Origin of the sequence: Micromonospora sp. DT48, assembly GCF_049844495.1 — a bacterium.
GTDB lineage: Bacteria > Actinomycetota > Actinomycetes > Mycobacteriales > Micromonosporaceae > Micromonospora.
Genome location: NZ_JBNCLE010000032.1, coordinates 18,253 through 32,022, shown reverse-complemented (window position 1 = coordinate 32,022; position 13,770 = coordinate 18,253). Strand labels below are relative to the sequence as shown.

At 70.5% G+C, this 13,770-nt stretch carries 10 protein-coding genes, 2 tRNA genes and 1 pseudogene; 1 reads left to right on the top strand and 12 read right to left on the bottom strand.

The annotated features are described in order from the left end of the window. Positions 1-209: 209 nt before the first annotated feature. From ACLQ2S_RS25825 to ACLQ2S_RS25800, 6 genes are all read right to left on the bottom strand, one after another. Positions 210-1,208: a replication-relaxation family protein gene (locus tag ACLQ2S_RS25825; RefSeq protein WP_425703501.1), complete on the bottom strand. Its 999-nt coding sequence runs from the start codon at positions 1,206-1,208 to the stop codon at positions 210-212. Positions 1,209-1,340: 132 nt separating this feature from the next. Then, positions 1,341-3,818, bottom strand: coding sequence for a type IV secretory system conjugative DNA transfer family protein (locus ACLQ2S_RS25820; protein WP_425703499.1), 2,478 nt, complete (start codon positions 3,816-3,818; stop codon positions 1,341-1,343). Next, complete coding sequence (locus tag ACLQ2S_RS25815) at positions 3,815-5,644, bottom strand: VirB4 family type IV secretion system protein (protein WP_425703497.1); 1,830 nt, start codon at positions 5,642-5,644, stop codon at positions 3,815-3,817. The genes ACLQ2S_RS25820 and ACLQ2S_RS25815 overlap by 4 nt, the downstream gene beginning before the upstream one ends. Next, positions 5,641-6,564, bottom strand: a complete 924-nt coding sequence (locus ACLQ2S_RS25810; RefSeq protein WP_425703495.1) for a PrgI family mobile element protein — start codon at positions 6,562-6,564, stop codon at positions 5,641-5,643. The genes ACLQ2S_RS25815 and ACLQ2S_RS25810 overlap by 4 nt, the downstream gene beginning before the upstream one ends. A gap of 31 nt (positions 6,565-6,595) precedes the next feature. Continuing rightward, entirely contained in the window at positions 6,596-8,077 is a 1,482-nt protein-coding gene (locus ACLQ2S_RS25805) for a hypothetical protein (protein ID WP_425703493.1), read from the bottom strand. Next, a complete protein-coding gene (locus ACLQ2S_RS25800) occupies positions 8,077-8,418 on the bottom strand; it encodes a pilin (protein WP_425703491.1) in 342 nt (113 codons plus the stop codon). The genes ACLQ2S_RS25805 and ACLQ2S_RS25800 overlap by 1 nt, the downstream gene beginning before the upstream one ends. A gap of 486 nt (positions 8,419-8,904) precedes the next feature. Here ACLQ2S_RS25800 and ACLQ2S_RS25795 point away from each other — a divergent pair, with 486 nt between their 5' ends. Next, positions 8,905-9,915 (top strand): DUF5954 family protein, encoded by a 1,011-nt coding sequence (locus ACLQ2S_RS25795; RefSeq protein ID WP_425703489.1) that lies wholly within the window; start codon positions 8,905-8,907, stop codon positions 9,913-9,915. A gap of 376 nt (positions 9,916-10,291) precedes the next feature. Here the strand turns inward: ACLQ2S_RS25795 and ACLQ2S_RS25790 are convergent, their stop codons facing one another. From ACLQ2S_RS25790 to ACLQ2S_RS25765, 6 genes and pseudogenes are all read right to left on the bottom strand, one after another. Beyond that, the gene (locus tag ACLQ2S_RS25790) at positions 10,292-11,659 is read right to left on the bottom strand and encodes an SDR family NAD(P)-dependent oxidoreductase (protein WP_425703487.1); all 1,368 of its coding nucleotides are present in this window, start codon (positions 11,657-11,659) and stop codon (positions 10,292-10,294) included. A gap of 21 nt (positions 11,660-11,680) precedes the next feature. Continuing rightward, positions 11,681-11,755, bottom strand: a tRNA-Glu gene (locus ACLQ2S_RS25785). A gap of 11 nt (positions 11,756-11,766) precedes the next feature. Continuing rightward, a tRNA-Val gene (locus ACLQ2S_RS25780) sits at positions 11,767-11,839 on the bottom strand. Positions 11,840-11,998: 159 nt separating this feature from the next. Next, on the bottom strand, positions 11,999-12,295 hold the full coding sequence (locus ACLQ2S_RS25775; RefSeq protein WP_425703485.1) for a hypothetical protein: 297 nt from the start codon (positions 12,293-12,295) through the stop codon (positions 11,999-12,001). Positions 12,296-12,739: 444 nt separating this feature from the next. Continuing rightward, positions 12,740-12,898 (bottom strand): annotated as a pseudogene (locus ACLQ2S_RS25770) (GNAT family N-acetyltransferase); the annotation flags it as partial. 66 nt (positions 12,899-12,964) lie between these two features. Then, complete coding sequence (locus tag ACLQ2S_RS25765; protein ID WP_425703483.1) at positions 12,965-13,759, bottom strand: hypothetical protein; 795 nt, start codon at positions 13,757-13,759, stop codon at positions 12,965-12,967. Between the last annotated feature and the right edge of the window lie 11 nt (positions 13,760-13,770).

The following is a 13,770-nucleotide window of genomic DNA, read 5'->3' as shown; positions in this document are numbered from 1 at the left end:
CCACCGAAACCACCCCAACCTGGCGAGACGACTAAACCACAACACACGCAAAATACGTGAATCAGACGTCCTCTGAGAGATTGACCTCCTTGCGGAGGAGGGGGGGCTGGCCCGTGCGCGGTATTCGGGCGTGGGGCCTGCTGGCGCAGGTTCGCCTGCCCCTCGGAGGTTGGCGGACAGCATGTGCGGTCTCGCCTGTGGGGTGGTGGTCAGGTGAGCTCGTGTAGGGGGTTGTGATCGGGTGTGGGTGGTCCGGGGTTGAGGGGGCCGGGTTCCTCGTCGGTGGTGGGGAGGTCGGCCAGGCGGAGTCGGTGTCCGCCGTTGCCGACGAGCCGCCAGACGGGGCCGGCGGGCCCGTGGCCGTTGACGCGGTCTCGGGCGCAGGTGGCGATGGTGAGGGTGGCCAGCGCGGCGGCGATCCGGTGGTCGCGGCCGGCGGTCTCGATCAGCCTGTGGTGGAAGTGGCGTTCTCGTTCTCGGGTGGGCAGGGAGTACAGCAGTGTGTAGTCGGGGCCGCCGTCGATGCGGAGTCGGCGGTAGGGCTCGAGCTTGTCGCGTAGTCGTGGGTGGTGTTCGGTGCCGCGGTCGTGTTCGAGCCAGAAGCCGACGTGGTGGTGGCCGGTGGTCCAGACGCCGTGGCCGTCGGGGCGTATACGGCGGCCGAACGCGGCGGTGGTTTGCTGCTCGGACCACCAGCGGGTCAGTCGGGACTGTGGATGCGATCGGCTGTGGACGAGTAGGTCGATGAAGAACTGGTTGGTTTCGATGGTGTGTCGGCGGGTGCGGTCGGACAGGACGCGGTCGGCGGCGAGGGCGACTGCTTTCGGGGTGGGTGGGGTCTCGCCGCGGGCGAGGGCGACCAGGCGGGCCGACAGTCGGCCGGGTACCCAGTAGACGTGGGTGGGTTGGCCGGGGTGGGAGCGCAGCACGCGGTTGATGAAGTCGATGCGGCGCAGCGTGTAGAGGCGGTGGCCGCAGGTGATCGGTGAGTTGAACAGCACCGCGGCGATCTGCTCGGTGGTGAGGGCGGTGTGGTCGGACAGGAGGAAGGCGATGACCCGGTCACGGGGCCGCAGCCGGGCCGAGAGGTCGGCAAGGGTCGCCGTCGTACGCCGGGCCGGTGTATGGAGACGAGGGAGCGATGGGCCGCCCCCCGGTCGGAGAGTGTCCCCCCGTGGGGACTGTCGGGACGGTTGATCATCGGGCATTCGTGGCACCTACCTGCACTGTTGGGCATCGGAGGGTGAGCGGGGGCCGGCCGGGTCTGGACCGAGGCGCGGACCACAGCCCGCCCATCGCCAGGCCGGGCGGCATTCCGACCTGGCAGCAGCGGACGGGGTTCACCGGCGGCGGTGGGCGTCGGCCTGGGTGGCCAGCCGCCTGGCGAGTTGCTCGATCGCGGTGCGATCGCCTGCGCCGCCGCTGGCCGCGGCGCAGACGGCGCGGATCTGGTCGGCCGCGCCGACGACGGGGCGGGGCGGTCGGGTGCGCAGGGTGAACGCGGCGGTTTCCCGGTTGTTGACCACGAGGCGGGCGGCGGCTTGGTAGGCGTCGAGGTGGCTGAGGTCGTGGTCGGACAGTTCGGGGAACATGTGTCGGGCCATCTGGTGGGCGTCTTCGGGTGCCACGTTGAAGGTGATTTTGTTGCGGGCGTTCGCGGACAGGGCGAGTTGGGTGGGGCGGGGGAGTTGGGCGAGGTCCTGGTGGGCCAGGACGAGGCTCATCCGGTAGCCGCGGGCTTCGGCGAGCATGTCGTCGACGGAGCCGGGCAGGTTGAGGAAGTTGTGGCATTCGTCGATCACGACGGTGCAGTCGCGTCGTTGGTGTTCGGGGAGTTTCGCGCGGGCGGTGGCGGCCTGCCAGGCGCGGGCGAGGACGAATGAGCCCATCAGCCGTGAGGTGTCTTCCCCGAGTTGGCCTTTGGGTAGGCGGGCGAGCAGGATCCCGCCGCTGTTGAGCAGCCGCCCCATGTCGAATGATGAGCATGGTGTGCCGAGGGTGCGGCGGGGGAAGTCCCGCAGGAGGAAGGCGCGTAGGCGGGCCATGACGGGGCCGATGACCTGTGCCCGTACGGGTGGGGGCATGGATTCGTACCAGGTCCAGTAGCCGAGGAGGCCTTCCGGGTCGTCGAGGCCTTCGGTGAAGGCGAGGCGGAACTGTTTGTCGTTGAGCAGCGGCGGGACCAGGGCGAGGGTGGCGTTGGCCTTGCGCATCAGGGTCAGGCAGGCGACTCGCAGGGTGTCGTCGATGCGGGGCCCCCAGTGCCGTTGGAAGATTTTGGAGAAGATGGAGACGACGTTGTCCACGGCGAGGTCGTGGTCGTCGCCGGACAGAGGGTTGAAGTAGCCGCCCTGGGTTTGGTCGGGGTCGATGAGCACGACCCGGTCGGCGACGTTCGGGTTGAGCCGGTCGAGGACGTCGGTGACCAGGTCGCCTTTGGGGTCGATGACGACGACGCCGCGGTGGGCGGCCACGTCGTCGAGGATCATGTTGACCAGCAAGGTGCTTTTCCCGACGCCGGTGGAGCCGAGGACGTGCAGGTGTTGGCGGGCGTCAACGACGGGCAGCCCGACGGCGTGGCCGCCGATCTGCGCCCGGCCGAGCTGCTTGACGCCTCGGCCGCCGGTGGTGGGCACGTCGACCGGCATCGGCATCGGTTTGGCGCGGGCCCGCAGCAGACCGGGCACCGCCACGTCGCAGGGCAGGGCGGCCACGGCGGCGAGTTCGGCGGCGCCGAGCAGGTAGCCGGTGCGCAGTGGCCGGTTCGCCAGCACGGTGGCGGGTTGGGTGAGGCGGACGCGGCGCAGCCGCTGCCGGGCGGTGTAGAGGCCGTAGGCCGAGGCGACGCCGTCGGCGAGGGTCGCCAACCGGGCCCGCAGGTTCTCCTGCAGGGCGTGGCGGGGGTTGGTGTGGGCGATGCCGTAGCGGATGGACGTTTCCCACAGCTGGCCGCAGGCCAGCTTGTCCACCGCGGCGCGGGCGTCGCGGTCTCGTTCCGGGTCACCAGCCGGCGGCCGGTAGGCGGTGGCGCGGCTGCCCGCGGTGGGGCGGGTCGGGCCGGGCATGAGGAGACCGAACAGCCCTTCCAACCAGGCCGACGGGTCGAGAACGCCGGGGGTGCGCTGGCCGGTGCGCAGGGCCGCGGTGCCGGCGCGCAGCCGACGGATCTGCCGGGGTGTGGCGGGGCGGGCGAGGATCTGCACGCAGGCGTACTCGTGGTCGCGCAGCCCCGACAGCGCAGAGATCAGAGGACGTAGTGGGTCGGTGTCGTGGTCGGTGACGATCGGATACCACGCTGGCAGGGTCGGTGTCAGGGCGCCGCCCTCGGCGATGACGCCGGTAGGGATCGGGGTGGTGGCGTCGGCGGTCGTGGTGGCAGCGCCGGGCCAGGCGCCGGCGATCGCGGCGAGGACCGGTCCCGTCGCGACGGTGCCGGGCAGCCAGATGGAGATGCTCAGCTGCCGGCCCGCCCACCGGTACTCGTAGCCGACGTGCGGGGTGCCGTAGAGCCACCGCCGCCAGCCGGCCGGCCGCAGGATCTCCGCGCAGGTCGCCCACCACCTCGCAGCGCTGTCCGGCTCCACCTGCGGCGGTGGGGTGATGGTGACCTGCTGGGCGTGCCGCTGCCAGCGCCTTTGCCGCCAGATCTGCACCTGACCGTGGGCGACGACCGCGACCACAGCTGCCGCGGCGGCGACGGCGGCGAGCCACGGCCGGGCCACCACCCACCCGACCGCGGTACCGATCGTCTCGGCGACCGGGTTGGTCGGCGTGACAGACTCCGGCAGCGGCGGGGCGGGTGGGGCGAGCCAGGTCACGACTCGTCCTGCAGATCGGTCGTGCCGGTGACGCACAGCTCGTGCTCTCGGTAGGAGGACACGGCGTGGCTGGCCACCCGGTTGGCCCCGGAGAGCAGGAGCCCTTCGCCGCGTTGGGCGGACAGCAGCATCCGCGCTTCACCTCCGGTGAGGTGGAAACTGTCGGCGACCGCGGCGATGGCCTGCGGGGCTTGGCGCATCAGCACCTGGGTGGCGCTGTTGGCGATCACGGCCTGGCCGAGGTCGGAGCCCAACAGGTCGGCGGCGTCCTGCGTGATCACCGACAGGCCGGCGCGGCGTTTGCGGGCCGCTTTCGCCAGCCGGTTCAGAAACCGTACGCCCTCACCGTCGCGCAGCAACGTCCAGGCTTCGTCGACGATGACCAGCCGACGCGGGTCCCCGGTCGGACCGGCGGCGGGTGGGGCGTCCACTATCCGCCAGATCGCGTCCAACGCCAGGAGCATCCCGGCGGGGCGCAGCTCGTCGGCGAGGTGGCGGGTCGACCACACCACCAGATGCCCCACAGGGTGGGTGGTGGTGGGTCCGGCGAACAGGTGACTGAAACTGCCGGTCGTCCACGGCGACAAGCGGGCCGCGAGAGTGACCCCCGGCGGCGTACCGTCGGCCTCCAGGGCGGCGGCCACGTCACGCAGCAACGGTGCCGGCCGCCCCCAGGTGCGCGGGTCGTTGGTGACACCCGCCCCCAGGTAGGCGGTGTTGACGGCCCGGTCGAAGGCGGCACGTTCGGCCGGATGCATCCCCCCGTCCTGCCCGGCGCCGAGGAGCACGTTGACCAGGGTGTGGGCGAACAGCGCCCGCCGGGTACGCGCGTCTCGCCGCCGGTCGTCGGCGGCGATGTCGAACGGGTTGAGCCGCACGTCGGGGGCGCCGAGGTTGATCACGGTGCCGCCGACGGCCTCGGCGAGCCGCCGGTACTCGTCCTCCGGGTCGATGACGTGGACCTGCACCCCGTCATACAGGCTCCGCAGCGTCTCCAGTTTGATCATGTAGCTTTTGCCGGCGCCGGAGCGGGCCAGCACCACGGAGTTGTGGTTGTCGGCCGCCCACCGGTCGTGCCACACGATGCCGTTGGTCGCCGTGTTCAACCCGTACAGGACACCGGAGGCGGTGGGTGGATCGCCGGGCAGCGGTGCGGGAAGGTCGGCGGAGGCGAGGGGCATGCCGGCGGCGAGGCTGTCGGTGTCGAACACCCGCCGCATCCCGATGCTGTCCACGCCGAGCGGCAGGGTGGACGTCCACGCCGGCAGCTGCCGCCAGGTCGCCGCAACCGTGTCGAGCATGACCGACGCGGCGGTGGCCCGCACATGCGCCACCGACTCGGTCAACTCCTCCAAACTCGTCGCGTGCACGGCGACGTAGTGCGCGACCCGGAACAGCCGGCTCGAACCCCGGGCCACCCGGTCGGCCAGCTCCGCGGCGTCCGCGGCGGCGGCCTCGGTGTTCGGGTCGTCGAGACGGCCGTGCTCGGCATCCGAGCGTCGGGAGGATTCGAGGCGGGCACGCTGGCGACGCAGCCGGGACGCGGCCACCTGCGGATCGAGCGGTTCGATGTGGATGACGACGTCGGCGCGGCCCGGCCAGCCGGTCAGCGGGGACAGCCAGCCGGCGCCGACCTCCGCCGGATAGCCGTTGACCAGCAGCGTCGAGGTGTAGCCGTCGCCGACCTTCAGGTAGCGGGGGGTCACCTCGACGCTGGCCGGGCCGATCAACGCGGCCACAGCGTCGACCTGCGACCCTGTTGACGGCGCGGCCGGCGGCGGCGTACGGGTGGGAAGCAGAGCGCGCAGCAGGTTGTGGAGCTTCATCGTTGCCCTCCGGTGACCGGCTCGTCCGGCAACGCCCGCTCGCCGGACAGCGGCAGGGTGTAGGGGTCGACCGCGGCGGCGAGCACGGCGGCGACCGCCGGCCCGTCCAGGACCCGGGTGGCGGCGCCCACGCCCTGCAACGCGGCAGCGGTGTGCTCGGCGGCCCGCAGCACATCGGTGTCGCGGCGGGCCCCGGTGGCGGTGTGCACGATGGTCACCGTCCGCCACAGCGGCTGCCGCTCCTCCTCCACGTCGAGGAGAAACTCGGCGTAGTCGGCGGCGGCGTCCGCCAACGCCGGAGAAGGCAGCAGATCCGCGGCGTCCGCGATGCGCTGCGCATGCCCCGCCAGGTCCACCGGCTGGGTGGACACCACGATCTGCACCGGCGCCGTCAGACCGTTCAACCAGCGGGCGTAGGCGCCGACCAGCGCCGCCTGCTCCGCCGACGTCCGCAAACCCAGGTTCACCGTGGTCACCGCAACCATGGCGGCGCTGGACCCGCCCAGGTCCACCACCCCGTTGGCGGCGATCGCCCGCGCCGGCAGCCGCAACAGCGCCGGCGGCGTCAGGTCACCGGCGACCCCGACCGGGCGCGGCGCCCACCGCGGCGCCTTCCCACCGGGCACGGGAACCTGCCGGCGCGGGGTTCGCGAGCCCCGGACCGCCGCGACGAGCCACGCGTCCAGACTCAGCCCGTCACGACGACCCAACGCCAGAACCGTGGCGGCACCGAGCAGCGGAACCAAGGCGGCAAGGAGGACCGGCATCGGCACATGACCCAGCAGGGCCCGCCACAGCAGGTACGCCACCGCGGCGGCGGTGGCCAGAATGGCCACCTGCCGCGGGCTCAGCTGGTACAGCAGACGATCCGGGGCCTCAACGTCCGCCGGAATACGAGCACGAAGATCAACATCAGACATGAGAAAACACCAATCCTTGGCATCGAAGGGGTCAGCCCGGCCAGCCGGCGCCGCTGCTATCGCGGCCGGCAGCCGGCCGAGGTGAAGGCCGCGGTCGTGACCGGGCAGTGGCTGCGGCACGTGCTCCCGCTGAGCCGCGGGTGGTCCGGGGTCCGTAGATGGGCACCGACGGCCACCCGGTGCCGCTGGCCGTTCGCGCGGACTCAGGGACAGCAGAGAGCACCGGCGGCACGCGCGGGCCTGGCACCGACTCGACCGACCGGCCCGTCCGGGACGCACTCGGAGACGCGCCGCTCGGCCAGCCGGTACCGGATTCGGTGTAGGCCCACCAGCGTCGCCACCGCGGCATCCGCTGCGGCATCGCCGTCGCCGGAGTCCGCCCCGACGGCACCCCCCGCACCCCGACACCGGGCCGGGCCTGCGGCGGCTGAGCAGATGTCGACGCCGCAGCAGTTCGCGGCGGACGACGCGCCACCGGACCAGGCCCCGCACCAGTGGGAACCCCAGCCGGCTGCGGCAGCGGCACTCCGCCGGAACGGGCAGCCAGGTTCCCGGCACGGCGCGTACGGCCGACGGCGGCCCCCGCCGCAGCACGCCCCGCGCCACCCCACAGACCCCCGGTGAGGGCGCGGCCGAGTTGCTGAACGACGGCGACCCGAACGAACGCGCCGACCACGTTGCGGGACTGCCCACCCGTGACGTACCGGCGCACCAGACCCGGGATCCGCGTCACCGCCAACAGCAGGCAACAGACGATGAACAGGTTGAGCGTGCCCGTCGGATCGTTCGGCAGACCCAGGGCCGGCAAATTCGCCGTCGGGCTGACGAACACCGTCAACCCGGCGTGCAACGCGATGCCCTGACCGCCGACCGTGGCGAACACGCCGAGGAAAGCCCGCCACCACAACTTCGCAGCTGGCTCGGTCCACGGCGTGGCATGGCAGGACAGCGCCGCAGGTGCGAGACCGGCCAGGATCACCAGCAGGCCCAGCCGCAGCACCCAACCCACCATGATCATGGCGGCGAGCACGGCGATGACCACGCCGATCACGAGCGTGAGCAAGGCGTTGGCCGGATTGGTCAACGCGTCGACGATCGTGCGACGCAACTGGTCCAGCGAACCATCGGTGGTGACCGACTCACCGATGAGCGCCTGGATCAGCGCGTTACCCAAGGCGATGAGCTCCCGGCACATCGGCATCGCGAAGTTCGCGCCGATGACGCCGATCAGCAGGCGCGGCGCGAGTTCCGCGACGCCGTAGCGGGCCTGCACGCTGTCGCGGCCCATGACCACCACACCGCAGGCGACGATCGCCACCACATAGCAGGTGTTGGCGATGAACAGCGCGCGGGTGCTGATCGTCTGGACCTGCGGCAGGGCGGTCACGTCCGGCACGACGAGGAACGCCCAGGACAGCAACCGCCACAGGGCGTCGATGACGTCCGCGACCCGTGCCGCGATCCATTCCAGGACCCTGTCCAGCACCGCCGCGATGGTGAACGGGTTGTACATCAGTTCGTCCCGAGGATCCCGCGCAGGATGCTCATCAGCACCGGCGCGAGCACCGCCAGGCCATAGCCGGTCGCGGCACCCTTCAGCGCACCCTTGGCCTTCTCCACCTGACCGGGGTCACCACCGGCCATCAGGTACAGGGCACCGCCGTAGGTGAGGAACAGCGTGGCGACGCCGACGAGGATCCCGACGATCCAGGCGATGAGGTTGTTGATGACGGTGTCCAGGCTGTTGACCGCCAGTAGTTCTGGCGGCCCAGCCTGAGCCGCACCCGCCGCGACTGCGACAACGATGAGGACGATCACGGTGGACAGGAACAGACGGGATAGGAAACGGCGCATCTGGTCTTCACCTCCCACCCCGCCGGATGGCGGGGCATGCGCGACAGTCGATAGGGAAGCGCCGCCCGCAGGGGCGGAGACCGTGGAAGCACTCTCCTTCCACACCAGGTTCGGAAATTGTGGTGAGCACGGACCGACGCCGGGCCGAGTCACCACCCACACCGGGCGGCGCCCAAGACCGCCTGCAAACCCGGCTGGCGTACCGGGGGTGGATCGGTCTTGTGACCGCCAAAAGCCGCTGTTGGCCGCGAACTGCGGGGACCTGGCACCCAACAGCGGCCAACGACTACCCAACTGTTGGGGCGTCTCCTCGTGGCCGGGACATGCATCGGACTCGGTGGACTTGTGCACGTGCGCCTGCCCCCACCTTCGCGCAGCGACCTTCTCCGACTGCGGCGGTCCCTGCGAGGAGGTTGCTGATGATGGTGGAGGATCTGTGGTGGTGGCGGTGCTCGGTTTCGGCGCTCGTGGGCACACACTGGGTACATGGCCCATCACGACAAGCGGATGCCTGAGCACCTGCTGATCACCATCGAGCAGCAGAAAGATCCCGTGTCGGCGGTGTCCGAGGACGACGCCCGACGCCGCTCGGTCGCCTATCCCACGCTGATGTGGAGCGCGCCGGTCTTCGGCTGCGCCGAGGAGGTCGACGGCCGGTGGCGGATCGTGCGGCTTGACGCCGACGAGCCACAGCATGCCCGCGACAGCCTCGCGTCGCACTTCCGAAAGCTGTTCAGCGAGACGCCGCCGACCGTCGAGAACGCGGCCGTGCGGGCGGCGTACGAGACGGCGTACGAGGTGCTCGACTGGGAGCCGCTCAATGAGCTGACCGTCAGTGGCCGTCGTTACCGGATCATCCGGGCGCAGCCGTTCATCCGGATGGGACCGGACGGACCGGAGCCGCCCCGGCCCACCGACGCCGACCCGTACCCGCCGGGCGCGGCGGAACGGACCACGTCGCCGATGGACGGATTCGTCATCGACCCGGCCGCGGGCACCGGGCTCACCGACGCCCTCGTGCGGATGGAACTGGTCTCGGCGTCCTACCCGGCGACATCCGTCCCCGCCGACGTGTACGCCGACTCTTGCCGGGCGCTGGTGACGCACCCGAACGTGGTGCTGCTCCCGGTCGGTTTCACCGTCGGGGAGCACGTCGACGGCAGGTGGCGACCCCGCTCGTTCACCACGTACCCGACGCCGCAGGCCGCCCGTGACGCGGAGTCCTTCGCCATCGCCGACATTCCACGCGACGCCAACACCCCAATCGAAGAGGTCATGGCGGCTTACGCGCACGCCCGCGCGGAGCACCGTCCTCCACGCACCGACGACTTCGAGGTGGGCGGTGTGCCGTGCCGGGTGACCCGGGTCGAGACCTTCAGCCGGTACGGCCCGGACGGTCCGGAAGGACCCCGCCCCTCAGACCACGACCCGCTACCGCCGCCAGCCAGTCAGGTCGAACAACTCCGCGCGCAGGGCCTGATGCCCGAACCAGACTGACCCGAACACGGCAGCAATTCGGCGGCAGGTACCCGTACGCCCGCCGTGCACCGCAGGCGGCGCGCGTCACGCCCTGCGGCCCGATTGCGGTGACGGTTGACGTCCGCAACCCGAGGTGCGGATGGTTCCAGGGACCGGCCAGGACCTTCGAGGACTGTAGGTCATGCCAGCAGTGGTGGAACGGCAACGGTGAGCACTGCGGTGGCCGGTGCTGATCTACACCGGGGTGCCCTATCTATTCACGGACCCCCCGAGTCGCCGCAGTAGGGTCTGGCCAAAGGTGCACAGCAGAACGCGCCAACGGGTGAACGCAGACCATCAATGCGCGCTTGGGGTCGTCGTGTTCCGAACCAGATCCCAGGGCGGTCAGGAGCTGCTACCAGGAGACGACGGTGTAGTTCTTGAACAGGACGCCGTGCAGTGGTGTGCCGGATTCGCCGCTGATGATGGGGTGGTAGATGCGGGCTGCGGCGTCGATGACGTCCAGTGGTGGTTGCCAGCCGGTGGCGGCGCGGTGGGCTTTGATGGTGGTGGGGTTCTCGTCGGTGATCCAGCCGGTGTCGACGGCGCACATGTGGACGTGGTGTCCGGCGAGGTCGGTGGCGCCGACGCGGGTGAGCATGTTGAGGGCGGCTTTGCTGACGCTGGTGTGGGGGTGCCGGGTGGGGCCGGTGCTGTCTTCGGAGAACCAGCCTTCGCGGCCGGTCACGTTGATCACGTACCGGTTGTCGGGGCCGGGTGCGGTCAGGGCGGGGCGGAGCCGGTCGAGCAGGAGGAACGGTGCGACGACGTTTACCAGTTGCACTTCCAGTAGTTCGACGGGGTCGATCTGGCCGATGGTGGCCGTCCAGGAGTTCGTGGTGCCGGGCACGACGAGGGCGCCGGTGGCGTCGATGATGGAGGTCAGCTCGCGGCGGGGTGGTTCCGGGAGGGCGGCGAGCCGCAGGCTCCAGTCGGGTGGTGTGGCACCGGGCCGGAACCCGGTCGCGGATTCGATGGCGACACCGGTGGGGGCGGCGTGCAACTCTGCGGCGATGAGAGGTTGGTAGGCCCAGTGAGGTCGGCGTACGGTCTGGGCGGCGTTGTTGATGAGGATGTCGAGTCGGGGTGCGCCGTCGGTCAGTCGTTGGGCGATGTCGAGGACTTGGCGGGGGTCGCGTAGGTCAGCGCCGATGATGCGCAGTGACGTGAGCCAGTCGGTGGCGTCGGGTTCGTGTGAGTACCTTCGGGCGGCGTCGGCGGGGAATCGGGTCACGATGGTGACGGTGGCGCCGTCGCGGAGTAGTTTCAGCGCGGTCTGGAAGCCGATTTTGACCCGGCCTCCGGTGACTACCGCGCGGCGGCCGGTCAGGTCGGTGCGGGCGTGGCGGTGTCGGCGGTGCAGGTCCGCGCAGGTGGGGCAGAGGGCGTGGTAGAAGGGGTCGACGGTGCGGAACCGGTCGCGGCAGGCGTAGCAGTGGCGGTCTCGTCGGGTGCGTCCGACATTGGCCGTGTCGGTGTCGTCGGTGGGTTCTGCGACCGGTACGCCGTCGGCGCGGTCGGCGGCTGCGGTGGCGGCGTCGGCGACCACGGCCCGGTCAGCGGCGGCGGTCCTTCGGCGTCGATCAGCGCGGCGTTGGCGCTGCGCGTCCTTGAGCAGTCCGTCGACGGCGCGTTGCACTCGTTGACGTATCGGGTCGTTGACGGGCAAGGCGCGGATTTCGCCGAGCACCCGCAGGGCTTGCTCGACCTCGGCGCTGTTCATCGTTCCTCACCATCCCGTCGGCGTGGGCGGACCGGATTCGAACCGGTGTCCTCCGCCTTGAGAGGGCGGCGCGTCGACCTCTGCGCTACCGACCACGCGACGGGGGTGGGACCCGACCGGACTCGAACCGGCATCCTCCGCCATGTAATAGCGACGCGACTACCTCTGCGCTACGGGCCCCACCACGAGGCATCGTAGCGACGCCGATTACTTTGCCGCCAACCGATTAGTCCTGCAGGGTGTTGACCCCGACCGGCGCTGCCCGTGCGCCCACCGGCCGCCATTTCGTGACCGAGGACCGCCCGGCGGTGTCCGAGAGTTCGAGGAGGGCGAGGGTGATTAGGATCCCGGTAGGTGACGGGGGTGCCCGTCGGTGACGGCGCGGATCTCGGCGACGGCGTCGCGCCAGTGCATCGACTGGCGTTCGGTGCCAAAGTGGAGGTGTTCGGCGCAGAACCAGTAGGCGTTTTCCGGGTGGCCGACCCAGCCGACGGCTCTGCGCGCTTCGAGTCCTGCTTTCTCATGGTCGTTGACGGCGAAGTTCACCACGGTGAATTGGGTAGCGCTGTCGGTTGATCCACAGACGAGGCACAGCGGTGGCTTCATGAAAGCAAGTGTCGCAGCTTCGATCCGCATCTCTGCACCAGGTTTCCGAGGGATAGGCGCTCTGCTGGTGCAGGTTCGCACCAGCGTTGTCGCTGGCGGTTGCCCTGATCAGGGACGGCGTGATCGGTTTTCGCGGTCACGTCGCTGGGTTCTTCTGAAGATTGCGTCGCTTACCGCGTCTTCCGGCCGCGACAGCATCGATCGGCGACGAAGTGGTTGCATCGGAGCATGGTGAAGCCGCTGCTCGACGCGGGATACCGGCTGTAGGCCCGTCGTCTCCGTGCCCAGCTTTCTGCCGTAGACCTGCCGCACCATGCGGCGATGGTGGCGAAGCCTTGCGGGCCGCCGGGGGATGCCGAATCGGATCAGGTGCCGGCGGACGGTTTCGGGGGTGAGTGCGAGGTCGGCGGCGATGTCGCTGGCGGAGCGCTGCCGTACTTCGCTCTACTCGCGCACCCAACCGGGATCAGCCGAGCAGCGCCAGCGCTGAATGGTCGGGTCGGCGTAGGCAGCCACGGCAGCGCGGCGATCCGACGGCTGCCAGGAGCGAAGCAGCAGATCGTTCGCGTGGATCTCACGCTGCGCCAGCGCCGCCACAGGGCTCGCCCTTCGACGGCCGGCGGACGGCAGCATGCCTCGGCCGTTGCCGCTCTGCACGACATCATGCGAGAGGGTCTTGTTCCGCATTGTCGGGTGGATTTATTCGCCGGACCAGGTCATCAGCGTGGTTCGACGGATGAGCCTGGCGGGGCGTGGCCGTAGCCGCACGTGGGCGAGTTCGCCCTTGCGGATGGCGTTGATCAGGCGTTTTTCGGCTTGGTCGCGCCAGTGCGAGGCGAGTTGGCCTTGGATGCCACGGCGGGCAGCGGCGACCTGGACGGTGACGCCTTCGAGTCGGGTTTCGGCGATGATGTTCGCGTCGTCGGCGTCGATCACTCCGATGGCAACGGCCCGTGCGAGGACGAAGTCGGGGTGGTCCCACGGCTGTAGCGGTGTGCGGGGACCGGCGGGTTCGCTGTCGAGCGGGTCGGTGGTGACGTCCGCGTAGCGAATCTTGAGTCCGGCGCGTTCGGCGGAGTCGAGCATGCGCCCGAGAACGCGGCGCTGGTCGGCGTCGACGCGCTCCAGTAGCTGCTCCCAGAAGGTCTTGAGCATCTCCGCATCGATGTCCTCGACCTCGCCGTGGAAGCCGCGGGCGATGTTACCGGCCCGCTTGCGTAGGCCAGGTAGGGCGATGCCGATCGCGCCGATGCCCCAGCCGGCCCCGTCGCGGCGGGCCCGTACGACCAGCTCCCGCCACACCGTGTCGCGGACCTGCGGTGCGGTGTCGCGGTTCAGCAGGAAGGCCTTCAATTCGTCGAGGGCCATGAGCCGCGGCGGGCAGCCGGGGATGCCGCGGCCGTCGAAGGCGATCGGCACGGGCCGACGGACGAGAAGATCGAAGGCGCGTTGGTGGGCGTCGAGCGGCGACACGCGGATGGAGGTGGACGGCATGAACCTCTCCC